Source organism: Flagellimonas okinawensis, assembly GCF_029194005.1.
Lineage (GTDB): Bacteria > Bacteroidota > Bacteroidia > Flavobacteriales > Flavobacteriaceae > Flagellimonas > Flagellimonas okinawensis.
In genome coordinates this window covers 103,461-127,603 of the sequence record NZ_JARFVA010000004.1, presented here as the reverse complement: position 1 = coordinate 127,603, position 24,143 = coordinate 103,461, and the positions used below count along the sequence as shown (strand labels likewise).

At 41.3% G+C, this 24,143-nt stretch carries 23 protein-coding genes; 6 read left to right on the top strand and 17 right to left on the bottom strand.

The window, feature by feature from the left end; genetic code table 11:
- Positions 1-34: 34 nt before the first annotated feature.
- The gene (gene dnaG / locus PY091_RS12595) at positions 35-2,008 is read right to left on the bottom strand and encodes a DNA primase (RefSeq protein WP_275650023.1); all 1,974 of its coding nucleotides are present in this window, start codon (positions 2,006-2,008) and stop codon (positions 35-37) included.
- Positions 2,009-2,139: 131 nt separating this feature from the next.
- Here dnaG and PY091_RS12590 point away from each other — a divergent pair, with 131 nt between their 5' ends.
- From PY091_RS12590 to PY091_RS12575, 4 genes are all read left to right on the top strand, one after another.
- Positions 2,140-3,969 (top strand): Xaa-Pro dipeptidyl-peptidase, encoded by a 1,830-nt coding sequence (locus PY091_RS12590; protein ID WP_275650022.1) that lies wholly within the window; start codon positions 2,140-2,142, stop codon positions 3,967-3,969.
- A 1-nt stretch (position 3,970) separates the two neighbouring features.
- On the top strand, positions 3,971-4,681 hold the full coding sequence (locus tag PY091_RS12585; RefSeq protein ID WP_275650021.1) for a hypothetical protein: 711 nt from the start codon (positions 3,971-3,973) through the stop codon (positions 4,679-4,681).
- Positions 4,682-4,763: 82 nt separating this feature from the next.
- On the top strand, positions 4,764-5,297 hold the full coding sequence (locus tag PY091_RS12580; protein WP_275650020.1) for a flavodoxin domain-containing protein: 534 nt from the start codon (positions 4,764-4,766) through the stop codon (positions 5,295-5,297).
- Between the two features lie 10 nt (positions 5,298-5,307).
- Complete coding sequence (locus tag PY091_RS12575) at positions 5,308-5,619, top strand: phosphoribosylpyrophosphate synthetase (RefSeq protein WP_275650019.1); 312 nt, start codon at positions 5,308-5,310, stop codon at positions 5,617-5,619.
- On the opposite strand, the gene PY091_RS12570 is transcribed toward PY091_RS12575, so the two are convergent.
- The gene (locus tag PY091_RS12570; protein WP_275650018.1) at positions 5,620-6,249 is read right to left on the bottom strand and encodes a 2OG-Fe(II) oxygenase; all 630 of its coding nucleotides are present in this window, start codon (positions 6,247-6,249) and stop codon (positions 5,620-5,622) included. It lies immediately after the preceding gene.
- A gap of 107 nt (positions 6,250-6,356) precedes the next feature.
- Between PY091_RS12570 and PY091_RS12565 the strand changes: the two genes are divergently transcribed.
- The gene (locus PY091_RS12565; protein ID WP_275650017.1) at positions 6,357-6,599 is read left to right on the top strand and encodes a zinc-ribbon domain-containing protein; all 243 of its coding nucleotides are present in this window, start codon (positions 6,357-6,359) and stop codon (positions 6,597-6,599) included.
- 49 nt (positions 6,600-6,648) lie between these two features.
- On the opposite strand, the gene PY091_RS12560 is transcribed toward PY091_RS12565, so the two are convergent.
- The 13 genes from PY091_RS12560 to rsgA form a co-directional block, all read right to left on the bottom strand.
- Positions 6,649-7,719 carry a hypothetical protein gene (locus PY091_RS12560; protein WP_275650016.1) on the bottom strand — a complete coding sequence of 357 codons (1,071 nt, stop codon included), beginning with the start codon at positions 7,717-7,719 and terminating at the stop codon, positions 6,649-6,651.
- Between the two features lie 87 nt (positions 7,720-7,806).
- Complete coding sequence (locus tag PY091_RS12555; protein ID WP_275650015.1) at positions 7,807-8,520, bottom strand: hypothetical protein; 714 nt, start codon at positions 8,518-8,520, stop codon at positions 7,807-7,809.
- A gap of 4 nt (positions 8,521-8,524) precedes the next feature.
- A complete protein-coding gene (locus PY091_RS12550) occupies positions 8,525-9,100 on the bottom strand; it encodes an RNA polymerase sigma factor (protein ID WP_275650014.1) in 576 nt (191 codons plus the stop codon).
- 110 nt (positions 9,101-9,210) lie between these two features.
- A complete protein-coding gene (locus PY091_RS12545) occupies positions 9,211-10,185 on the bottom strand; it encodes a polyprenyl synthetase family protein (protein WP_275650013.1) in 975 nt (324 codons plus the stop codon).
- Positions 10,186-10,370: 185 nt separating this feature from the next.
- Positions 10,371-11,411: a dual-specificity RNA methyltransferase RlmN gene (gene rlmN, locus PY091_RS12540; protein WP_275650012.1), complete on the bottom strand. Its 1,041-nt coding sequence runs from the start codon at positions 11,409-11,411 to the stop codon at positions 10,371-10,373.
- Positions 11,412-11,485: 74 nt separating this feature from the next.
- On the bottom strand, positions 11,486-12,535 hold the full coding sequence (gene queA, locus PY091_RS12535; protein WP_275650011.1) for a tRNA preQ1(34) S-adenosylmethionine ribosyltransferase-isomerase QueA: 1,050 nt from the start codon (positions 12,533-12,535) through the stop codon (positions 11,486-11,488).
- A gap of 87 nt (positions 12,536-12,622) precedes the next feature.
- Positions 12,623-13,852 (bottom strand): 3-phosphoshikimate 1-carboxyvinyltransferase, encoded by a 1,230-nt coding sequence (locus PY091_RS12530; RefSeq protein WP_275650010.1) that lies wholly within the window; start codon positions 13,850-13,852, stop codon positions 12,623-12,625.
- A 69-nt stretch (positions 13,853-13,921) separates the two neighbouring features.
- Positions 13,922-14,248: a nucleotide pyrophosphohydrolase gene (locus PY091_RS12525; RefSeq protein ID WP_090293531.1), complete on the bottom strand. Its 327-nt coding sequence runs from the start codon at positions 14,246-14,248 to the stop codon at positions 13,922-13,924.
- Positions 14,249-14,292: 44 nt separating this feature from the next.
- A complete protein-coding gene (locus tag PY091_RS12520) occupies positions 14,293-16,254 on the bottom strand; it encodes a DUF3857 domain-containing protein (RefSeq protein WP_275650009.1) in 1,962 nt (653 codons plus the stop codon).
- Positions 16,255-16,264: 10 nt separating this feature from the next.
- Complete coding sequence (locus PY091_RS12515; RefSeq protein ID WP_275650008.1) at positions 16,265-18,274, bottom strand: transglutaminase domain-containing protein; 2,010 nt, start codon at positions 18,272-18,274, stop codon at positions 16,265-16,267.
- On the bottom strand, positions 18,271-20,172 hold the full coding sequence (locus tag PY091_RS12510; protein ID WP_275650007.1) for a DUF3857 domain-containing protein: 1,902 nt from the start codon (positions 20,170-20,172) through the stop codon (positions 18,271-18,273). The genes PY091_RS12515 and PY091_RS12510 overlap by 4 nt, the downstream gene beginning before the upstream one ends.
- An 80-nt stretch (positions 20,173-20,252) precedes the next feature.
- The gene (gene dtd, locus PY091_RS12505; protein ID WP_275650006.1) at positions 20,253-20,705 is read right to left on the bottom strand and encodes a D-aminoacyl-tRNA deacylase; all 453 of its coding nucleotides are present in this window, start codon (positions 20,703-20,705) and stop codon (positions 20,253-20,255) included.
- Complete coding sequence (gene rsgA / locus PY091_RS12500) at positions 20,706-21,644, bottom strand: ribosome small subunit-dependent GTPase A (protein ID WP_275650005.1); 939 nt, start codon at positions 21,642-21,644, stop codon at positions 20,706-20,708.
- A gap of 95 nt (positions 21,645-21,739) precedes the next feature.
- On the opposite strand from rsgA, the gene PY091_RS12495 reads away from it, so the two are divergent.
- A complete protein-coding gene (locus PY091_RS12495) occupies positions 21,740-22,180 on the top strand; it encodes a hypothetical protein (protein ID WP_275650004.1) in 441 nt (146 codons plus the stop codon).
- Between the two features lie 68 nt (positions 22,181-22,248).
- Here PY091_RS12495 and PY091_RS12490 read toward each other — a convergent pair whose 3' ends face one another.
- Positions 22,249-22,923 (bottom strand): head GIN domain-containing protein, encoded by a 675-nt coding sequence (locus tag PY091_RS12490; protein WP_275650003.1) that lies wholly within the window; start codon positions 22,921-22,923, stop codon positions 22,249-22,251.
- A gap of 131 nt (positions 22,924-23,054) precedes the next feature.
- On the bottom strand, positions 23,055-24,137 hold the full coding sequence (locus tag PY091_RS12485; RefSeq protein ID WP_275650002.1) for a bifunctional 3-deoxy-7-phosphoheptulonate synthase/chorismate mutase type II: 1,083 nt from the start codon (positions 24,135-24,137) through the stop codon (positions 23,055-23,057).
- Positions 24,138-24,143 lie beyond the last annotated feature (6 nt).

The following is a 24,143-nucleotide window of genomic DNA, read 5'->3' as shown; positions in this document are numbered from 1 at the left end:
CCCTTTCAATCAAAATTGAAAGGGGTTTTATATATTAAGAAAGTACCCGGTTCAGTTTTGCGTTCAACAACTTATTCAACTGCAGGTAATTCATAATTTCTTCCAATACCTCGGTGTGGTCCTCTTGGCTATCCTCGGTCCTTTCCTTTAATTTTTCGATGCGGTTTTTAATGAGGTTGCACCTCAAGGTCAGGATGGTCTCCCCTACCAATTGTGAAATCCCTATTTTTTTCTCTTTTGGATAAATGTCCCTTCGCTCCCAATCATGCAACACGTATTGCTCTTCTTCCATAAGAATGGAGGAGACCTGCGACACGGTTTCCTGATCGAGTTCCGACAAAAACGCACTTACCGAAAAGTCTGCGTCCTCATTCAACCTTTCGATCAACTTATAGTAGATGGTCTTGAACTGCTGATTGGAAAGTTCTATCTCATCATCTTGAAGATCCAGATATACTTTTTCATATACTTTGGCCTCCACCACTTCAGGTTCCAGCACCAATTCGCCCTCCTCATTTTCCTTTAGCACCAAATCTTCAAACTCCTGCTTTTGGTTCCCGTACAATAAAAGAACTTCGATGATCTTTCGTTCCAATTCATACTGTACATCGACCTTTTCCACTACAGCATCGTTCTTGACCACCTCAAAGGTCTTTCGCTCCTGCTTTTCCTTTTTTGCAGCATCCGTTTGATGCTTTTTATCTATTTGCGCCAGGGTATTATAGAGTACCTCTTCAGAAATCTGCATGATCTTTGCACACTCCTGTACATAGATTTCCTGTCTGATACGATCGGGAATCTTGCTTATACTGTTAACTATATCACGAACAGTATCGGCCCGTTTTATGGGGTCGTTTGCCGCCTCCTCCGCTAAAAGTGAAGTTTTGAATTGGATAAAATCCTTGGCATTCTCTTGTAGGTACTGTACTAAATCTTCATAGGTGTTGTTCTTGGCAAAACTGTCAGGGTCCTCACCTTCGGGAAAAGTACATACCTTCACATTCATTCCCTGTTCAAGAATCAGGTCTATACCCCTTAAAGAGGCCCTTAATCCCGCGGCATCACCATCGAAAAGAACGGTAATGTTTTTGGTAAGCCTGTTAATGAGTCGGATTTGCTCCGGCGTCAAAGCTGTACCGCTCGAGGAAACCACATTCTCCACTCCTCGCTGGAACATCTGAATGACATCCGTATATCCTTCTACCAAAAAACAGTTATCCTCTTTGGCTATGGCCTGTTTGGCGTAGTAAATACCATACAGCACCTTGCTTTTATGATAGATCTCACTCTCTGGGGAATTCAGGTATTTGGCCGCCTTTTTGTCGTTCGTTAAAATACGGCCACCAAAACCAAGTACCCTTCCGCTCATGGAATGGATCGGGAACATCACCCTTCCCTTGAACCTATCAAACCTCCTGGCCTCACCTCCCGATTGGTCTTTTACGATGGTAAGACCTGTTTTTTCAAGGAATTCCAACTTATAGCCATCACCTAGTGCCTTTTGGGTAAAAGCTTCCCATTCATCCAAGCTATATCCAAGTCCGAACCGCTTTATCGTTTCATCCGTAAACCCGCGCTCCTTAAAATAGGTGAGTCCAATTGCCTTGCCCGGCTCACTGTTCCATAGTGTCTTGGTAAAATATTTTTGGGCATATTCGGAAACCAAGTACATACTTTCGCGCTCATTGGCCTGCTCCTTCTGTTCATTGGTCTGCTCCGTCTCCTCTACTTCGATATTGTATTTTTTGGCCAGATACTTTATGGCCTCGGGGTAAGTGAAATGTTCGTGCTCCATCAAAAAAGCGACAACGTTACCACCTTTACCACTACTAAAATCTTTCCAGATCTGCTTTACGGGAGACACCATAAAACTTGGGGTACGTTCATCCGTAAATGGACTTAAACCTTTAAAATTGGACCCCGATTTCTTCAATTGCACAAAATCACCGATCACCTCCTCCAATCGGGCAGTCTCATATACTTGGTCTATGGTGTTTTTTGAAATCAAGTTGTTCTGTTAAAATAGCTGTTAAAGGTAAATAAAAACAATGTTTTGATGAATTCAAAAACCAAATCCCTCTATTAGTTTTAGTATCTTGGGAACACTTAAGATTAGAATAAAAAAATTAAAATGATTCCATGATATTAAGAGATTCCAGAAGTTATAGGTGCTTGGTTGCGATTTTTATGTTCACCACTCTTGCCGTTCAGGGACAAATGGCAAATAAAGTCGGACCTGTGATCAAAAATGGAGAAGCCCAAGTGGTAGAAGCCTTTTCCGACCCCGGGACCTGGATACGCCATGATCTTTGGGTGGAAACGGAATTTGATTCCGATGGCGACGGGAAGCCTGACCGAATGCATGTGGATGTCACCAGACCAGGTCAGACAGATACCCAAGGACTAAAACTTCCCATTATTTACGAATCCAGCCCTTATTACGCAGGTACAGCCGGACTGGACAAGGGTATATTTTGGGATGTGAAACACGAACTCGGCGAGCCCGGAAAACCAAGAAAGCATCCAGATGTCACCCGCGTGGGAGAACGCCCTATTATTTCCAACTCTCAGGTTCGGACCTGGGTCCCCAGGGGCTATATCGTTGTCCATTCCTCCTCTCCGGGAACCGGTCTTTCGGATGGAGCCCCCACCGTTGGCGGAGACAATGAGTCCTTGGCTCCGAAAGCAGTTATCGACTGGCTGAACGGAAGGGCCAAAGCCTATTCGGAACGCAACGGTAACGAGGAGGTCAAGGCCTTTTGGTCCACGGGAAAAGTGGGCATGACGGGCACCTCCTATAACGGGACCATTCCACTTGCTGCGGCAACCACAGGAGTCGAAGGTCTGGAAGCAATCATCCCCATTGCCCCCAATACATCATATTACCACTACTATCGTTCGAACGGATTGGTTCGGTCACCTGGGGGTTATCTGGGCGAGGACATTGATGTGCTTTACGACTTCATACACAGCGGTGATGAATCAAAAAGAGCAAGAAACAATAAAGTTGTTCGCGATACGGAAATGAAAAATGGTCAAGACCGGATTACCGGTGATTACAATGACTTTTGGGCTGGAAGGGATTACCTTAACGACATGAAACCTATGAAGGCCGCCCTTTTAATGTCCCATGGTTTCAACGACTGGAATGTAATGCCCGAACACAGCTACCGCATTTACAAAAAAGCCAAGGAAATGGGAATACCTGCACAGATCTATTATCACCAAAACGGGCATGGTGGCCCACCACCGATTTCCATGATGAACAAATGGTTCACACGCTACCTTCATGGGGTGGAAAATGGAGTGGAAAACGAACCAAGGGCATGGATCGTAAGAGAAAATGAACAGAAGGATAATCCGACACCCTATGAGGATTACCCTAATCCCAAAGCCAAAGAAGTAACCCTATATCTAAATCAAGGTGCGCCTTCGAAAGGACAATTAAGCTCCGTCAAGCCCAAAAAACAGGGAACGGAAACCTTGATAGACAATTACAATTTTCCAGGGGCGGACTTAGCCAAAGAAGACGTCTCTGAAAATCGTTTGCTCTACGTTACGCCACCTTTAAAAGCGGATGTCCACATTTCTGGTGTGCCAACAATAAATATAAGGTTGGCCAGCAGTAAACCTGCTGCAAACCTATCTGTTTGGCTGGTTTCCCTGCCTTGGACGGAAGCACTGGATTCCAAGATCACGGACAACATTATCACACGAGGATGGGCCGACCCTCAAAACCACGAATCATTGTCAAAAAGTGCTCCTTTGGTCCCCAATAAGTTCTACGAATTGGAATTTGAACTTATGCCGGATGATCAAATCATTCCAGAAGGACAACAAATCGGACTCATGATTTTTTCAAGTGACAAGGAATTTACCCTTTGGCCAGAACCGGGAACCGAACTCACCGTGGATCTTGACGGCACAACGCTAACACTTCCAGTGGTAGGAGGAAAAATAAAGCTATAGGATGTCAAGACTTAGTTTATTGATTTGTTGTGCGTTTCTTTTTGGGTGCCAGCCAAAAAAGAAAGATGTAAAAGTCCAAAAGGCTGAAAAGCAAGATTCCATCGAAAAGGCATCAATTCCAGAAAGTCATTCCCTGATTCCCATTTTTGAATCATTGGACTATCTTGTTTTGGCTAAAGAACCTAAGGAAATTATGGTGACCAAAAGGGAAAGGGCCAATGACAGTTTCCCGATCTACAATCAATTGGCCGGTTATGGTGAAGACATCATTATGGGAAAAGATCTTTCTTTTGAGGATGTGATCATCTACAGAAAATATGGACCAAATTCAACATTTGAGGATTATCCTGTTGACGTATATCAAGGAGAATTGGCCGAACCTGATTTTTCCACCAACCCGGCAGCAAAACAATTCATCACCCGAATAACCGAGGGATGTGCGAATGGCGTCAATTTTTCGGGACATTACACCTTTGTCTCTTGGGGTTGTGGATCTCCCTGCCAAACAGGTGTGGTAGTTGACCGGATTACAGGGAAGATCTTCGATGGCCCCGTTACCTCACTTGGCTCGGAATTTAGAGAGGACAGTAAACTCCTTATAAAAAATATTGGGGCCCTGGACAAAAAAACAAACCTGATCGAGGTATGCTCATACTGTGAAGTGACCCATGAGGTATGGAATGGAAATTCCTTTGAAACAGTATACAAATAGTCCATTTTAACTGACCAATATCATTGGATTTACCATGATATTTACGTGACTTTAGGCTAGTCTAACCATTAAGCTTTTTGTCATGAAAATTTTAATCATTTATGGTACAGTTGAAGGCCAGACACGAAAGATTTCCAGATTTATGGAGAATGTTCTGCAAGAAAACGGGCATCAGGTGGTAGTTTCCAATGCATCGGAAGACCCTCCGTCTCCAGAAGCTTTTGATGCCGTACTGGTGGGCAGTTCAATTCATATACACAATTACAATCCGTTGATCAAGGATTATGTTCATGAACATATCCATTCCCTGAACAATAAACCTGGAGCATTTTTCTCTGTAAGCATGGCTGTGGCATCTTCCATCAAAGAAGAACATGAAGAGGCAGAACAGATAGCTGAAAACTTTTTAAAAGAGACCGGATGGAACACAAGGAACATATGGCATATTGCCGGTGCTTTGAAATACACAAAGTATAATTATTTCAAAAAGTTGATCATGCGCTCGATCGCAAAAAAGGAAGGGGGCTCCATTGATACCGATAAAGACCATGAATACACGGATTGGTCCCAGATAAAATCGAAAGTCCTTCAATTTATTGCTAACTTAAAGATCTAAGAAAAAACCTATGGACAAATACAGTTTTGAAACACTTTCGGAAGCAGTGAACACACTAACCCAGAAAGAAGGTTACAAAGAAGATTTTGAAGCGGATGAAAATTGTATAAAGGCGTTATATTCCAAAAAAGAATATCAACCCAAAGATTTGGTCATCATCAATTCGTATCGTTTTGAAGGCATGACCAATCCAGCGGACGAATCTACCGTTTTCACCATTGAGGCCACAGATGGCACCAAAGGCACTTTGGTTATGTCCTATGGTGCAGCTACAGCACAGAACGAGGACCTTATCCGACAGATACCCTTAAAGAAAGATTGATCAAACAAAGAGCTTACCAACAGCCGATGGCTGATACAACAACCAACCGGTAAGACTGAACCTACTTTTGTTGGCTTCCAATACAGCATGGGGCACATCGGCACTTTTGAACATTACACAGCGGGAGGCAAAGGGTTCCACCAAGAAACTCGTCCCGTCCTTTTCAAAAATTTCGAGTTCCCCGCCATCTCCCTGTTTCCAGTCATCATTTAAGTAAATGATCATGGAAATCATACGGTTATTGCGATTTTCGAACTGATCTAAATGTTTATCGTAGTGTCCACCGGATGGATAGTGTGCCAAATGAAACTCATAGCCCGACAAGCTCAAGTAACAATATCGGTTAAAAATGTGAATGGTCTCGTCCAACAATTCCCAGTAGCTTTTTAAATGGGCATCTCGATCTCGGTCCAACCAATAGGTAAAATCCCCGCGGACCTTGCTATCGATTTGATTATCCGAATGGGCACCTATGCCTGCTTCCTTAAAATTGGGAAGTTTACCAAGAAAGAAGGATTTGATCTGGGTATAAAGTTCGTCCCTAAGAAAGTTATCGATAATCACATAATCCTTACTGGAGATATCGTCCATCCAGGACAACCAATCCTCCAAATCGTGGTAGGCGTTCAATGTTTCTAAAATGTGGGCGAATGTAGAAAATATTTAAAAACAAAAATCATTTTTTTCATTCGCCCTTGAAAGCTCTAAATTTGGGATGGAACAATATTATTTGTGGAATGATACTTTTTTTTGGAACAAGACCGGGTAAAAAAGAAACCAGACTACTCCGTCATGTTACCTGTTCGCACTGTGGCCAAACAGGAACAATCACCGCGGTGGCACAGCCCAACTACGCCCATTTGTTCTGGATTCCAATGTTTACGATCAACAACATCCGTTACGCGGAATGTTCCCATTGTAAAAAAGTCTATTATAAAGAGGATTTTACTTTGGAAATGGAACGGGCATTATCTGAATAAAATACGGCCAGGAAAACCCTGACCGCATTTATAAATGGTTCTTGAATGGTTAAATATCGAACCGAAGACCCAATGAAATATTGTTTTGTTTTACATCTGCATCCTTAAAAATTGGATTAAGATCATATTTAAGATATAATAATACGCCATCAAAACCCATGTACCCGCTTACACCATAAATTAGGTCACTGGTGTTGTAATCACGTTTAAGTTTATCTTTTACATCTTCTCCCTCACGATTGTATTTTAACTTTTGACGTGTACCTAAATTAAACCCTCCATATCCTCCAAAACCAAGTCTAAATTGATCTCGGATTGAATAACGAATGGTCTGCTCCGTTTTTTTAAAACGGGAAGGGCCGACTTCAAAATGAATTGGGAAAACAAGGTTGTCCATTCGTAACTTGGCCTTATCCAAATCATAATCGAATTGCTCGAGTACTGTTTGGTCCCCTTCCTGTACAAAAATCCGGTTTCCGTCAGGTTTAAGTCCATTGAACTGAAAAGAAAATCCATAATTAAACCTGAGCCAATTGGAATTTCTGAATACTCTGGTCCTCCATTGCCATCCCATTTCAAAAAAGCGACTTCCACCAATTTTATAGGGAGAATCGGAAAGTGACTGTCCTTCTATCAAAGCATTGTTCAAGCCAACTGCCATCACAAAGTCGGAATAAGTACGCCTATCATATTTGATTTCCTTCTTATGGTGCTTAGAGTTAAATATAATGGCAGGTTTGCCATCAATGAACAGGTCCAGCCGCATTCTATCCCCATAAATGGTATCTATTTCGCTCAGTGAAAGTACATCTCCCTTGTTGCGTTCCAACAATGCGATTCTATTCTCAATAATAGCCACACGGTTCTCAATATTTAAAGCCCTTTGTTTGGCCACGTCTTCCTTTAAAACTCGAGCCTCACCTTCAGAAATGTCCCCATCCTCCAAACGCTGGTTAATTTTTTTCACTTCTAGTTTAAGAGCTTCTTTTTCTTGCTCTACTATGCGTTGTTTTTCAAGCTTCAACGCTTCTATTTTTTTCTGATAATCCTCTTGTCCAAAAGCCGCTTGGGAAACGAGAAACAAGAATAAAACTGCTGAATAAAATGTAATTGTTTTCATGATTGTTTTTGATTTATAACCCTCCCACCTTCCTGCCCCCATCGAGTGCAGGAAGTTGTAGAAGGTTGACTTGATTGATGAATAATTTTATTGATTTCGGTCGGCCACCGCTGTACGTACTTTAAGGTATCCGGATTTTAGGGCATCGAATATTTGGTCCCGGAACGATCCGTCCAGTTCATCCTCTACTTCTGCCAATAGTGACATGGCATCTACGGAACCACCTTCGGCGAACAGCTTGTCCGTGAGGATTTGTCGTTGGGCGGCTCGTAATAGCGAGTCCACTTCTGCGTCGGAAACATTTTCATGGACACTTTCCATAAGCTCGACTTGTGCCACGACCTCCTCAACCTTTTGGGCAATCAATTGGTCGGAATTCAATTGGACCTCATCCTGTAGCGGCTCCTTGATTTCTTGTTCTGCAATCAAATTGTTGGAAGTCGGCTCCGAAAACTGTTCATTATCTTCGGTCTTTATGGGCTCCATATCCACTAGATCTGTTTCCTTGGATGGAACAATTTCCAAGGTCTCATCATCCGGCAATTGGGTTTCCGTTGCTTCCTCTACATTGGTATCCACAACTTGTATTTGCTCCAGATTACTGTCCTTATTTGTAAAAAAGAAAATAGACACGAACAAAACACCAACGATACTTGCAGCAATGGCATATGGAAACCATGTATTTCCTTTTCGCTTGATCGGTTCTTTGACCTGCGAAGCAATTTTGTCCCAAGCATTGGCAGAAGGTTCAATGGTTCGCTCCTCCAGCTTTTCCTTGATATGTTTTTCCAGTTTATCCATACCGTTATTTTTTGGTCGCCGATCGTAATCCCGGTGACATTCCCTTTAAATTTAAATTCTCTTGAAGCATTTTTCTGGCCTTGAACAATTGTGATTTGGAGGTTCCTTCCGAAATTTCCAATAACTCCGCAATCTCCTTGTGACCGTAGCCTTCTATGGCATTGAGCAAAAACACCGCCTTATAACCTTCCGGCAGTCTATCAATGAGGTCTTGCACGTATTCCACATCCAAGAGGCCATCACCAGGTTCTGAAATCTTACCATTTACTTCAATGGCTTCGTCATCATAAACCACAAATTGTCTTTTACGTAAATAAGAGATGCTCTCTCGTACCATGATGGTCCTGATCCAACCCTCAAAACTCCCTTTATTTTGAAAAGAACTCAAGTGGTTAAATACTTTTACAAAACCGTTGATCATCACATCCTCGGCAAAATGAAGGTCCTTGATATATTGCCTACAGACACCTAACATTTTTGGTGAAAATTTATCGTACAACAACTTTTGAGCATTTTGGTCCCCTTGAATCGATTTTTTGATCAATTGCTTTTCGTTGTTATGTAGCGTGATAATCTTCAATGGTTTGGTTTATAAAGTGCTTCTATTTTAATAGACGGAATATAAACGCGAATAGTTGCCTGAAAAATAAAACATTTCAGCAACTATCTGTTTTTCATTGTTTTAAAAACTTATTTTTTTCGGTCCACCACGTAATTGACCATAAGTGTGAGGGCACTTTTGTATTCAGAGTCCGGGTAATTGTCCAAGATGGCCAATGCTTCGTCCTTAAACTCCAGCATTTTTACTACGGCATAATCCAGACCGCCTTTTTCTTTGACGTACTCGATCACTTCCTTTACCCGTTTTTTGTTCTTGTTGTGCTTTTTGATGGAGTTGATCAACCATTTTTTCTTTTCCTTGTCACTATTGTTCAAGGCATAGATCAATGGAAGCGTCATTTTCTGTTCTTTGATATCGATTCCAGTGGGCTTTCCAATTTTCTCGGCACCGTAATCAAATAGGTCATCTTTAATTTGAAATGCCATACCACAAAGCTCACCGAACTTCCTAAAGGTTTCCACCTCATCCGAATCAGGTCGAACTGAACAGGCACCCATACTGCAACAGGCGGCAATTAAAGTTGCCGTTTTCTGTCGGATGATATCATAATACACATCTTCGGTGATATCCAGCAATCTTGCTTTTTCAATTTGAAGAAGTTCCCCTTCGCTCATATCACGTACCGCATTGGAAATAATATGAAGAAGATCGTAATCCTTATTTTCCAAGGAAACCAAAAGCCCTTTGGAGAAAAGGAAATCGCCTACCAAAACGGCTATCTTGTTCTTCCAGAGTGCATTGATGGAAAAGAAACCCCGGCGCTTGTTACTATCGTCCACAACATCATCGTGCACCAAGCTCGCCGTGTGTATCAATTCAATGATGGATGCCCCGGTATAGGTGCGCTCATTGACTTCACCGTTCAACAATTTTGCCGTTAAAAAAACGAACATCGGACGCATTTGCTTGCCCTTTCTATTAACTATGTAATAGGTAATCCTATTGAACAATGCGACTTTGGAGGACATGGATTTGAGGAATTTCTCCTCAAAAAGCTGCATCTCATTTTCTATGGGTTCCCTTATCTGCGAAACGATTTTCAACGTAACGGTGTGGTGTTTGGTTTTGAGACCCTAAAAGTAGGGAAAATGCAAGAGTTGTAGGAATGAAATCGAAGTTTTAAGATACAGGTTCAAAAGTATCGATGATTTACAGGGAATGTGATTGTGGGTTTAGGATTTAGGAAGAAACATATTTCATATAACTCCTGTATCCTGTATCCTAGATGTTAGCTCTTATTGGCCAATTGTCCGCAAGCGGCATCAATATCCTTTCCTCGCGACCTACGTACGGTAACAGTTATCCCATTCCGTTCCAAAGTATTTTGGTACATTTCCACTGCACTGCTCGACGCTTGCTGGAACTCCCCATCATCAATGGGATTATACTCAATAATATTGACCTTGGACGGTGCAAACTTGCAAAATTTCACCAAAGCATCAGCTGCCTCTTGGGTATCATTGATGCCCTTCCAAACCACATATTCATAGGTTATCCTGTTTTTGGTCTTACTGTACCAATATTCCAGGGCCTCGCGAAGGTCCTTCAAGGGGAAAGTTGAATTGAACGGCATAATTGATGTACGCACCTGATCGATTGCAGAGTGCAAAGAGACGGCCAGACCGAACTTAACCTCTTCATCGGCCATTTTCTTGATTATCTTGGGCACTCCCGAAGTGGACACCACAATTCTTTTGGGCGACATCCCCAATCCCTCAGGGGAAGTGATTTTATCAATAGCTTTCAAAACATTGTTGTAGTTCATCAAAGGCTCTCCCATGCCCATAAAAACGATATTGCTCAAGGGCCTGTCAAAATACAGACGGCTTTCATTGTCAATGGCCACTACTTGATCATAGATTTCATCCGGATTCAGGTTCCGCATACGTTTTAAACGTGCGGTGGCACAAAATCTACAATCCAGGCTGCAACCAACTTGACTGGAAACACAGGCAGTTGTTCGGGTCTCCGTGGGAATCAATACGGACTCGACCACTAAACCATCGTGCAATCGAACAGCATTTTTAATGGTACCATCGGAACTACGCTGCATTTGATCTACGCGAATATGATTGATGACAAAATTGTCCTCCAACATTTTTCTGGTTTCCTTGGAGATATTGGTCATGGCATCAAAATCATGGGCTGACTTCTGCCACAACCATTCGTATACTTGATTGCCACGAAATGGCTTGTCTCCTTGCTCCACAAAAAACTGACGGAGTTGGTCCTTTGTCAATGCCCGTATGTCCTTCTTTTTGGTTTCCATCACTTAAAGATAAGCAAGAAAAAATCCCGCTGGCCATAAAGCGAACGGGATTTCTCTTCTATGAAATTATGCTTTTATAGAATCAACATTGCATCCCCGTAGGAATAAAAGCGATAGCCTTCCAAAATGGCCTGCTTGTACGCCTTTTTAATAAGATCGTGACCTGCAAAAGCCGAGACCATCATCAACAAGGTAGATTTTGGCAAGTGGAAGTTCGTAATCATACAATTGGCAATACTGAATTCGTAAGGAGGAAAGATGAACTTATTGGTCCACCCTTCAAATGTATTTAATGTATGCTCCGAGGATACGGCACTTTCCAATCCACGCATAACTGTTGTACCTACCGCACAAACTTTTCTTTTGTTTGATTTTGCGTTGTTTACAATTTCGGTTGCCTTTTCATCTATGACCAATTCCTCACTGTCCATTTTGTGCTTGGACAAATCCTCGACCTCAACCGGGTTAAAGGTTCCCAATCCTACGTGAAGTGTTACTTCGGCAAAATTGATTCCCTTGATTTCCAAACGTTTCAACAAGTGCTTGGAAAAGTGGAGACCTGCTGTAGGTGCTGCAACCGCACCTTCATGTTTGGCATAAATGGTTTGGTAACGTTCCTCATCATCAGGGGTAACCTCTCTTTTGATATATTTTGGAAGTGGAGTCTCTCCCAATTCCCTGAGCTTTCTTCTAAAATCGGTATAGGAACCATCATATAGGAAGCGTAATGTTCTCCCTCTTGATGTAGTATTGTCGATCACCTCTGCCACCAAACTTTCATCCTCACCAAAATACAATTTGTTCCCGATTCTTATTTTTCTGGCTGGATCCACCAAAACATCCCAAAGGCGTTGTTCCTGGTTTAACTCCCTCAAAAGGAAAACTTCAATTCTAGCTCCCGTCTTTTCCTTATTTCCAAAAAGTCGGGCAGGAAACACCTTTGTATTGTTCAAGACCATAACGTCATCTTCATCAAAGTAATCTACTAGGTCTTTGAACATTTTATGTTCAATTTTTCCGCTATCACGGTGAACCACCATTAGTTTGGATTCGTCCCTGTGTTCCGCAGGATATTCTGCCAATAACTCTTTAGGCAATTCAAAATTGAAGTTTGATAATTTCATGTGGACTTTTTTTCGATTTTTTAAAAGAGGGGCAAATATACAACCTACCAATAGCGGATGTCAAGTAATTTGATGATTAAATGTGAATTACAGTTCCTCCACAACAAACCCAAGCGCTTTTAAATCGCTCCAAAAATCGGGGTATGACTTGGATACGACCTCGGCATCATTGACCACAAATCCTATTTTTAGTGCCAATGGGCCAAAGGCCATGGCCATTCTGTGATCGTTGTAGGTATCAACAGAAACATTGCTATTCAGCTGGGACTGTTCCGTTAGCGTTAAACTTTCCGAGTCGATATCAACGTTGCCGCCAAACTTGCCCAGCTCGGTTTGCAATGCTGCCAAGCGATCGGTCTCCTTAATTGGAAGTGTGTGCAGTCCCGTTAAATGACAGCCAATGCACAATCCAAGGCAGGTCACGGCAATGGTTTGCGCAATATCCGGGGCATTGGACAGGTCATATTCCAAATGGTCAGACTTTGCTCCTCCTATTTTTTTGAGGCGAATACTATTGTTTGCAAACGTGGTCTCTACTCCAAAATCCTTATAGATGTCGGCCAAAACACTATCCCCTTGCAGTGAATTTTGTTTGTAGGACGACAATTGTATTTCCGTACCCACCTCGCACAGGGCGACGATACTGTAAAAATAACTCGCCGAGCTCCAATCCGACTCTACCACTAAAGTAGTCGCCTTTACCGTAGCCTTGGGTGCAACTTTAATAATGTTCCCTTCAAAAGAAGATGGTACTCCTATTTGCTCCAAGAGCGCCAAGGTCATTTTTATGTAGGGAACGGATGTAATCTTACCTATCAGCTCCAATTCAAGGCCATTTTCCAAACTAGGCGCTATCAACAACAATGCGGAAATATATTGGCTACTGATGTTCGCGGGCAATGAAACTTTACTTTTTTCGAGTTTCTTGCCTGTTATTTTTAGGGGTGGATACCCTGCTTCTTTTTCGTATTGAATATCGGCACCAAGTGATTGTAGCGCTTCCACTAGAATTTTAATCGGGCGTTCCTGCATTCGATTAGACCCCGTGAGCGTGACTTGCTTTCCCTCTTGTGAGGCAAAATATGCCGTTAAAAATCTCATGGCTGTTCCAGCATGATGAATATCCACCACACCCGTTGATTTTTGCAATCCCTTTTGCATCACCTCCCCATCATCTGAATTGGAAAGGTTCTCAATCTTGATATTCGGAAAAAGGGCCTGTAACAAAAGTGAGCGGTTGGTTTCACTTTTGGAACCGGTAATCGCAATTGTCCTTTGTATTTTATTATCGCTGGGCGAGGTAAGCTGGAGTCTCAAATCTTTGCGGTTTGAATGAATTGTCAAAACTAGAAAAAACAGGCCTAACGACCCTTTAGGCAAACAACTTTATTTGAGCTTTTTGTTATTTTGATGACGGTCATGGTCGCGTTTGGTCTTCAAATCCAATTTTTTATCGAAAGCTTCTTGTAGGTCAATTCCGGTTTGGTTTGCCAAACAAAGAACTACAAAAACCACATCTGCGAGCTCTTCGCCCAAGTCCTTGGCCTTATCCGATTCCTTTTCACTCTGTTCCCCGTAGCGCCTTGCGATAATACGTGCTACCTCGCCTACCTCTTCGGTAAGTTGGGCCATATTGGTGAGTTCGTTAAAATAACGGACGCCATGGTTCTTGATCCACTCGTCTACGGCTTTTTGTGCGTTTTCAATGTTCACCTTAACTGTATTTGTGTTTTGAGACAAAGATAAGCAGAACAGCATCATTCCTTTTCAAGAACTATATAGCTTTGATTTTGGCTGGCGACCGCATTGCGAAATAATTCCTTTATATAGTGGTATCCGGCACTTTTATAGTGGGCAGACTTCAGTTGTAATGAAAAAACTACCATAACCTTGCCTTGTATCTCGTTAGTATTGAAACGCAATATTCCGCTTCCATCCGGTAATGCCATATTTATGGATTCTGGTAAATCTTTCACCAAATATCCTTCAGGAATCTCGATACTGGCCATATAATCAAACCTCTTCGAGTAACCAAAATCGACAGGATAACTCCTTTTTTCAGCTTTAAAAGGATTATTCTTAAAGAACCGAATTAAAAAAGGATTAAAATAAATAGTACCGGTCGGCTCCAGATTTTCCAATTCAAAAGAAAAATGTTCAACCAAACTTTTTTCGTTTGATTTTTCCCTGACGATTTCATATTCCTTTACAAAAAAACCATCCATATTCTCCTTCTCAATTTCTTCTAAATATTCCTCTTTGGACAATGAAGCTATCTTACTTCTTTTAAAATAAGCATCATATCCCAGCGAAGTTTCATCGCAGACCCCAGTGACCAACCCATTCTCGACATCCAGTTCAACCTGAACCCTAATTGACCTGACATTTAATTTCTCTGGTGCAATGTCATACCAATAACTAGCTCCATCCAGGTCCATTACCCTGCCATAATAGTTTAAACAACGATATGGCAGCATTCCAAAGGGCAGCTCCTTCTCAGTGGCGTCCAATAAATAAGTGGTTCCCTCAATTTCCAATTTCGCGATGACATAATTAAAGTCGGACATTATGGGATGTGATTTCTTGGGCAAACCATGCATTCTGGTCGATAAAAGCATAAGATCAGCATCAATACCTGATGCATTTAGCAAATTGATCAACGTGATATTAATTTCCGCTACATTGCCAATAGCCTCGTCGAATGCCTTTTTTACATTATTATCCCTAAAAATGCCATACTTTCCGTTCCAGCGGTAGTGGGACTTGACAAAGTTGTAGAGGTTCACGGCCCTGGTCAGATCATCTTCCTTTCCAGTAATGAGTTCTAATGGAAGATTTCGTTCAAAATAGTTCTTTTTACGGAGCTGCCCTCCGATATCCCGATCTGTTCGAAACTCTTTGTCAACATCTTTCCATGATTTGGTAAATTTCTCCCTTCTCCCATCAAATCCTTCAAACTCGGATAGCTCAAACTCCAATCTGGACCTGTAATTGGACGGGGCCAGCATATATTCTTCATCGCCTTTGAAAGCGGGCACATCCTTCATCACATACTTCAACACTTCACAATCGGCCTCTGCTGAAACACCGGGTATGCTAAAACAATTGGACTTAATGGTGGCATCGTTTACGTTCAATGCCAAATTTCCTAAAAGCGACCTGTTATACCGATAATTCCCGGGTATTTTAGCGTTGTACTCCGTGTATAGTTTGGGTATGTGATCTTGGAATTCCCATCCGTGAAGATTGTAGAAAAAAGGCGACTGGACTTCATAAGTGTATTCTAAAACAGATCCTTCTTGCACATTCGAAAAAGTAAACCTTTTTTCCGACCATCTTTCACTGACCTCAACATCATAAATATTGCTATCCATCACATTGTACTTAACCCCATTGGTATGTGATATTGCCTTTATATCGTTCACCCTTTCAGTCTTCCCATCCGAATGATAATAGGGTATGGTAATATCTGCTTCGGAAAAACCCTCCTTGTCCAATATTTTTATCTTGGCATGGTATGTAGTAATCAACCAAACATAGTTTCTCCTTACCTCAAAATAATTTTCCCCTTTTTCGTAAAGGTAAATTGCATGGGCGGTGGTATCCTTGTCATAATTCCTAAATTCAGACTCAATAATTGAAAGTTCCCCAAATTCGAGATCTTGACCGATTGCCAAAATACTGTTTACTAAAACAAGGAACAACAGGATTCTTTTCATTCCAAGTCCACTATGATTTTGTCAAGACTATTTTCTGTGATTCCTTCTCGATAATATGACGGTAAAATTCCTTCAGATCGCCATAATAATGAGCTGGAATCACAGGATTGTTGAATGCTGTCTCTATACGGGCACTTATGACATTGTTATTTGCGGATATGTTGTATTTAAACTGCCCCATATTATCCGGAAGTGCAACGGCTATGGGCTCCGGAATAGATTCGACCACATAGCCCTCCGGAACATTTATATTGATAATATACTTGTCTTCCCAAGGATAACCATAATCTACTGGAAATGCTCTTTTTTCCGTTTTAAATGGATTCTCCCTAGTGGTCAGGTGAAAAAGAGGTGAAAGATATAGTTTACCTGCAACTTCCTCAAAAGCCGCCTCTTTACTATAATTAAATGATTGCACTACCGGTTTGGCAGGGTCTTCCGCATTGATCACTTCATATTCTGAGATTTCCAAATCACCATGTCTTTTTTCCAGTGCATCCAAAAAGGAGTCCTCTGATCCTTTATCATAGTTATTTCTAAAAACAAAGGCGTTATTCGCTGTATATTGCTGTCTATACCGTCCATTAATGGAACCATCCTCGTTTAATTCCACACTCATCATTATGGCATCCAAGGATTTGGTCTTCGGCATTAAATTTACTTGGCTGGAGCTACCGTCCTCACGAATTAATCTTCCAAACCAATTCAAAGCACGCATTGGTAGTACATCGGGAAAAGCATTTTTTTCCGTGGCATCAAACAAAACAAGATCATTTTGTATTTGAAGTCCCGCAACTACATAGTTGAAACCATCGCTCGTAGGAAATAAAGGTATTCCATGAGATCGTGTACTCACCAAGATAGGGTTTGCATTTAAACCTGCATACTTAAACATTGAAGTGAGCATCAAGTTGATTTCCGCTACATTTCCGGTTCCCTCCTTATATGCACGTCTAACACCTTGGTCACTACACCCGACACCGGTGTACCCATCCCAGTTCATTTTAGATTTGACGTAATGGAAAATAGCCATAGCTTTCTCTTCATTCGAAGTTAAACCTGAAATCAGTTGGTCAATATCGTCATCGAAATAATTCTGTTTGTTCAATTCTCCCCCGAAATCATCATATTCATATATTGATTTTGCAACATCTTCCCAGGTTAAGCTATAATTCTTAAAAGGTTGGTTGGGAAAACGTGTGGAAGCTAGTTCAAAATTCACGGCAACCCTAAAATTGTCGATATTGCTAGTGTATTTTTCATCCAATAGTGGAGGAAGGTTGGAAGCTTCTATATTGTAAATATTTTCAAAAAACTCAAGTGTTCCGTTTTTACGGCTTGTACTGCCCAAACGGCCCATTTCATCAGAACTTCTATAAGAAACATTAATAGACCTATTTTCCCTGGTCTGGGAAAAATCTATATTATGAAAGCCTTTACTGTACTGCTTGAAGATAAAATATTCTGGAATTTCCAACCGTACTTGTGCCTGGTCAACTGGAATATCGTACTGGAGCTTAAACTCATCAATATGCCAGTACAAAGGCGAGATAATTTTGTACTCGATATCCAACACACTTCCTTCCTTGACCTCTGGCATGGTTATAGAGGCTTTGTTCCTATACTTGTTGACCTCTTCTTCAAATACTCCATCATTCCTTAGTTTTTGACTCACTACTTTTCCGTTTTCCATATTGAAGGTGAAACCTTTTACCCCGGAAATTTCCTCCTTGTTTCCACTGGCAGCATATAACGGAACCTGTAAAGTTGCCCAATCAAAGCCTTCTTTATTGTAAATTTTTATTCTATAATGTACCTCCCTGATCACGGACCAACCGATTTGATATTGATATTCGTAACGGACCCACTCATTTTTATACAATATCGCCGCATTGGCTTCTGGGAAATTTTCGTGCTGCACAGAAGCGACTTCTTCCTTGGAAACCTTTCCAAACTTAATTTGATTGGAACTAGCAACCTGCTGAACAAACAAGAACAATAAAAACAGACCTAATCTCATGACTCTTTTCTAGTTAAAACAATTTTGGCATTATCATATCTGGCAACTTTCTTTCGAAAATCACGATATAGTTTATAGTCTTCTTTTGGGTATTGACCGGATTTTATAAGAAGCCTCCTTTTGTAAAGGATTACTCCCGGCTCTTTGGACTCAATTGATATGGCATAAGAACCAAACTTGGTTTCTTCCTTTACCGGTAGCATCCAAGTTTCTGGTAAGTATCCGTCAGGAAGGTGTATTATGAACTCGTCCTCATCCAAATAACCGCGCCTGATCAACAAGGGCAGTTTCCTATTTCTAGATCTATCGGGCACACCCAAGTTTCTGTTCGACAAATTGGGGGCCAATAGTAATTTATCCCCAGCACTCGAAAGATAATTCTCCGCGCTAAACTCAACTTCCTCCACAAACTCAATATTATCTACATCGTTATGGAAATCAACGTTGCCCAAACTAATATTCTGTACATAATTCCAATATCCTTTATAAAATTCCTCTTGTTCCGATCGGGTATTGTTTGCCCGCCAATATTTATTATCATACTGGGTACCCTTGGAAACTATTTTTACTTTACCACTGATTTTTTTATCAATTCCAACCTTGAATTCCGCAGCTGTAAATTGATAATTGTCCTCATCCCTATACTTTTTGGTCCGGACCAGTTCACCTCCCTGGGGTGTGACCTTCAAGACATTTCTATTATCTGTAAACGTACCTAGATGATTTACCGGAGTAGTTTGGCTTGTGCACTCCAACCATATGTCAGAGCCTTCCAAAGGAACGTTCAAAAACACGTGGTTGCCCTGCATCGAAGGAAAATTGGGATCTAAGTTTACTTGTTGACTTCCGGCATTTACCACCGTATAATAGGAGTCTACACCCACCGCATCCAATAAGGCCTTGGTATAATTGGTAAGTCCTTTACAGTCGCCATATTTGACACGATCAACATCAGAAGCACTTATCGGCATCCACCCCCCTATGCCCAATTGTACACTTATGTACCTTGTATTTTCTTGTACATAATTATAAATTTTCCTTGTTTTTTCAAGTGGATCGGTCAACCCTGCCACTAATTGTTTAGCCCGTGCGATGGTAGCTTCATCCAATTTATCCCTACCAGAAAGCAATTCATTGTTGATCCAACTTCCCAACTCTTTCCAGGTAGTGGCTTCACCATCTACCCCCTCTAAATGAAACTTGTCAAGAGCGACTTTAACAATAGGGGTGAAATCCTGGAACGAAGGAGACAAAGGTTCACGCTCCAATGCGACCAAATGTTTGGCCTTGTATACAATCCCATTCGTAATTTCAGTCACATCAATATTATAGGGACCAAAATTTTCTTCCTGATGCCTAAATGGAATTCCACATTCCACTACAAAAGAGAACTCACTGTTTTCCGTACTTACTCTGTAATTGTCCAAAAAACTCCAATTTGGAGCAAAAGCAGTGTTGGGTGTAACATATTCTTTCGTGAATTCTATAGTATATGGATATTGGGTTGGGGTATAATTCAATATCAATACCCTGGAATCGGAATATAAAGTACCCCCACCTATAGCGCTTTGATCTAAAAAATCACGCTTTTTGATCTTTTTTATCTCTTGCCCTTTGGAATTGTAAACCACTGCCTCCAATTCGGCAACCTTATCCTTCTTCTCATAGTATGTATATGCCTCAACAAGTCGATCGCCATTTTCATTGAGAACAGTGACCACCCTTTTCGCGTTTATTTTCATTTGGTCCCTTGCGGTTACAACGACATCCATCTTGTCCAAACGCACAACGGCATCTGCATTATCAAGTAATTTCTTTGGTATGGAATCAAAGCTATATTCTTGGGAAAAGGTAATACTAGCCCAGAGAAAAAGAAGAATCGAAAAAGATAAGCGCATTCGTTTAGGAAATGGTTAGTTGTGCAGCAACAAGGTGCTCAATTTCCTACAATTAAAACAATTTTTTCGACAAAAAGTAATTATTCCTTATTTTTTGTATCCATGGTAATGGTCACTGGACCATCATTAAGTAGTTCGACTTTCATGTCTGCACCAAATATACCCGTCCCTACTTTTTTGCCGAGTTTTTTTTCCAAAACCTCGATAAACTCTTCATACATGGGAACCGCAACATCAGGCTTGGCAGCTTTGATATAGGATGGCCGATTGCCCTTTTTGGTTAATGCGTGCAAGGTAAATTGACTGACAACGATAATATCTCCATCAACATCCAAGACAGAATGGTTCATCACTTCATTTTCATCATTGAAAATCCGAAGGTTTAAAATTTTATTGGTCAACCAGTCTATATCCGCATTTGTATCAGCATCTTCTATGCCCAAAAGCACTAAAAGGCCAGTATCCATGGAGGAAATTACTTTACCATCCACGGTTACACTGGCGTTGGATACTCTCTGTAATACTGTTCTCATTTATCGTTCCCTATAAGGATTATCTTCATCACCTGTTAACATTTGAACGTAACTACGATATCGGCTTGCCGCGATTTCATCATTTTCCAATGCTTCCTTTACAGCACACTTGGGTTCATCCAAATGAAGGCAATTATTAAACTTACATTCCGATTTCAATGCGAAAAACTCGGGAAAGTAGTCCCCTATCTCGTGTTTTTCCATGTCCACGATGCCAAACCCCTTGATACCTGGTGTATCTATGATCTGGGCATCAAAAGAAAGATCGTACATTTCCGCAAAAGTTGTGGTATGCTGGCCTTGCATATGCTGCTCGGATATTTCTGCCGTTCTTAACCTAAGACCGGGTTCCAACGCATTCACCAAAGTGGATTTTCCTACTCCGGAATGTCCAGCGAACATACTAGTTCGGCCCAGCATCAGTTCCCTTACCTCATCAACATTCTTCCCCTGTTTGGCCTCTATTCGTATACATTTATAGCCAATCTTGGTGTACAGGTCCATCAAATAATCCACTTCAAACCTTTCTTCATCCCCGTAAACATCCATTTTGTTGAAAAGAAGCACTACAGGAATATCATAGGCCTCTGCTGTAACCAAAAACCTGTCTATAAAACTTGTAAAAGTGGGTGGGTTGTTCAAAGTGACCAATAAGAATACTTGGTCCAGGTTAGAGGCGATGATGTGGGTTTGCTTGGATAGTTTCACCGATTTACGAACAATATAGTTTTTACGTTCCCCAATTTCAGAAATCACACCGACCGTTTCATCTCCAATATTTTCCAAACTAAACTCTACATGGTCCCCCACTGCAACCGGATTCGTGCTTTTTATTCCTTGGGTACGGAACTTGCCTTTTATGCGACACTCGTAAAATTCTCCATCCGAGGACTTTACGGTATACCAGCTTCCAGTTGATTTATAAACAGTTCCGTTCACTATTTGTTTATATTTTGATTGCAAAGAAACAATATTCCTTGTTTTTCGTTGTATATCTTTAATAAGAGTTTTAACAATCAATAACTTAAAGTAGTATGAAAAAATTTGTTTTGGCAACAGTAGTGCTTTTTGCAGCTACATTGACCATGAGTGCACAGCAGTACCATGTTATTACCAGTGTGGAATCGATCGTACCCAACGGACTGGGAAGATCTCGAATCATCAATGCCCTTGAGGACAAGGATTACAAGGAATATACCAGTGTCCAAACGGAGGATGACAACTCTCGAAATAAATCCAGCAGGAGTGAGATCAGAGTAAAGAACTTCGAAGAGACGAAACTTTTAAACTTCTACAATATCGGCGGAATCCGTTTCCAGAACATTGCGGCCAATGATGCCATGATCACTTCCATGATCAATGATATGGTTTCCAACGGATGGGAACTGGCCTTTGTAGTAAGCGGAGTTGAAAGTGAGGCCGGAAAAGGCGATGGACAAGGAATTTTTATCACGAGATACATCTTTAAAAAGTAAACTCGATTTCTTTCCCGAAAAAAAAGGCCCTCCAATATTGGAGGGCCTTTTTTTGGCAACAAGTTTCATTAATCCTTAATATAGACTCTTCCGCCCACAAAGGTTCTTTTATTCACTTTTTCCGGATTTCCGTACACGTATACATCTCCTCCGGCCCTTACATTTATGTCTACCATTTCCGAAGCAAAGACATCGGCTTCGCCCCCGGCTGAAATTTTAACATCGGTTGTAGTGGTCCTTAATTCCCTTCCCTCAAAAATACCTCCTGTATTCAGCACAACACTTTGGTTTTTGGCCAATCCGGATGCCCTTACAATACCTCCGGTAACCGCTCTGACCTCCGCATAGTCCACATCCATGCCAATATGGATCATGGCACCTTCTTGGGCACGAAGCTCTATCTTACTTTTTTGAACCATTTCGTTACAGGTAATCTGAGCACCTTCGTTGCTATCTATGACATCCAAATTGGTATAATAGACTTCGATCATGGTGTCCTCTCCCTGAAATTTTTTATCCAATTGCATTCTCAGTTTCAAGGTCCCATTTTTGTTGGACCATTTAATGTCATCTACATTCCAGCCTTTGATCATGATCTTATTTTCATCGGATTGGATCAGATTGACCTCGATAAGATCAAAAACTTTGATTTTGTTGAATTCACCGACTTCCGTATCAATGATTCGCTGCGAGAACATGAACAAGGGAAGCAAGAGAAGACTTAGTGTGTATATTTTTTTCATGATAGAGTGTTTTTACTTTTCAAAGATGACCCTGTTACCATTTTGTTACAGTTTAAAACAAAAAAACTATTTGCAGCCCATATTTATTGGGACCACAAATAGTTCTTGAATCAGCCTAGCTAAAAATCAGCTTATGCGTTGATGATCTTTTCTTGGTGGTTGATGGATTCTTGGTGAATTGCCTTGAACATTTTCAAAACAAACTCTTCGCTCAATCCTCTTTGTTCACCTTCCAAGATCATATTGCCCAAAATGGCGTTCCAACGGTTACTTTGAAGGACTGCTACGTTCTTTTGTTTTTTCAACTCTCCAATTCCGTCGGAAACCTTCATTCTTTTTCCCAAAAGGTCGATCAGTTGATTGTCCAAAACATCGATCTGTGCTCTGAGATTGCTCAAATTGTTATTGTATTCCGCCTCCTCATCAGTCTCCTTCCTAATACGCAAATCCTTCATCATTTGAATCAAGGTTTTGGGAGTTACTTGCTGGGCTGCATCGCTCCATGCATTATCCGGATCGTAATGCGTTTCGATCATCAAACCATCAAAATTCAAATCCAGCGCGGTTTGGGACACATCGAACACCATATCGCGCTTTCCTGTAATGTGACTAGGATCGTTGATAATAGGTAGATCGGGGAACTTGGTCTGTAGCTCAATGGCCAACTGCCATTCCGGAATATTACGGTATTTTGTTTTCTCGTAAGTGGAGAAACCCCTGTGAATCACACCCAATTTTTCAATATTGGCAGAGTGCAAGCGCTCCACTGCGCCCAACCAAAGCGATAGGTCCGGGTTAACAGGGTTCTTTACCAGAACAATTTTATCCGTTCCTTCCAAAGCATCTGCAATTTCTTGAACGATAAATGGACTTACCGTGGAACGTGCTCCGATCCACAACAGATCGACATCGTGCTCCAAGGCAAGATCTACGTGCGCTCTATTGGCAACTTCGGTAGCTGTTTTAAGACCGGTTTCTTCTTTTACTTTTTGCAACCACTTCAATCCGATGGCTCCTACTCCTTCAAAATTACCTGGACGAGTTCTTGGTTTCCAGATTCCAGCGCGGTAATAGCTTACATCGGTATCCTTTAGCTCATGTGCTATTTTCAACACTTGATCTTCGGTTTCAGCGCTGCATGGTCCAGCCACAACCAATGGATGACCTAAATCCATGTCATCCAACCATTTCCTCATTTCCTTTTTGTTTTCCATAATACT

Excerpts from the sequence above, each read along its gene's own strand:
- PY091_RS12590 (WP_275650022.1), top strand. The coding sequence starts at position 2,140 with ATGATATTAAGAGATTCCAGAAGTTATAGGTGCTTGGTTGCGATTTTT.
- PY091_RS12585 (WP_275650021.1), top strand. The coding sequence starts at position 3,971 with ATGTCAAGACTTAGTTTATTGATTTGTTGTGCGTTTCTTTTTGGGTGC.
- PY091_RS12580 (WP_275650020.1), top strand. The coding sequence starts at position 4,764 with ATGAAAATTTTAATCATTTATGGTACAGTTGAAGGCCAGACACGAAAG.
- PY091_RS12575 (WP_275650019.1), top strand. The coding sequence starts at position 5,308 with ATGGACAAATACAGTTTTGAAACACTTTCGGAAGCAGTGAACACACTA.
- PY091_RS12565 (WP_275650017.1), top strand. The coding sequence starts at position 6,357 with ATGATACTTTTTTTTGGAACAAGACCGGGTAAAAAAGAAACCAGACTA.
- PY091_RS12560 (WP_275650016.1), bottom strand. The coding sequence starts at position 7,719 with ATGAAAACAATTACATTTTATTCAGCAGTTTTATTCTTGTTTCTCGTT.
- PY091_RS12555 (WP_275650015.1), bottom strand. The coding sequence starts at position 8,520 with ATGGATAAACTGGAAAAACATATCAAGGAAAAGCTGGAGGAGCGAACC.
- rlmN (WP_275650012.1), bottom strand. The coding sequence starts at position 11,411 with ATGGAAACCAAAAAGAAGGACATACGGGCATTGACAAAGGACCAACTC.
- queA (WP_275650011.1), bottom strand. The coding sequence starts at position 12,535 with ATGAAATTATCAAACTTCAATTTTGAATTGCCTAAAGAGTTATTGGCA.
- PY091_RS12520 (WP_275650009.1), bottom strand. The coding sequence starts at position 16,254 with ATGAAAAGAATCCTGTTGTTCCTTGTTTTAGTAAACAGTATTTTGGCA.
- PY091_RS12515 (WP_275650008.1), bottom strand. The coding sequence starts at position 18,274 with ATGAGATTAGGTCTGTTTTTATTGTTCTTGTTTGTTCAGCAGGTTGCT.
- PY091_RS12510 (WP_275650007.1), bottom strand. The coding sequence starts at position 20,172 with ATGCGCTTATCTTTTTCGATTCTTCTTTTTCTCTGGGCTAGTATTACC.
- dtd (WP_275650006.1), bottom strand. The coding sequence starts at position 20,705 with ATGAGAACAGTATTACAGAGAGTATCCAACGCCAGTGTAACCGTGGAT.
- PY091_RS12495 (WP_275650004.1), top strand. The coding sequence starts at position 21,740 with ATGAAAAAATTTGTTTTGGCAACAGTAGTGCTTTTTGCAGCTACATTG.
- PY091_RS12490 (WP_275650003.1), bottom strand. The coding sequence starts at position 22,923 with ATGAAAAAAATATACACACTAAGTCTTCTCTTGCTTCCCTTGTTCATG.
- PY091_RS12485 (WP_275650002.1), bottom strand. The coding sequence starts at position 24,137 with ATGGAAAACAAAAAGGAAATGAGGAAATGGTTGGATGACATGGATTTA.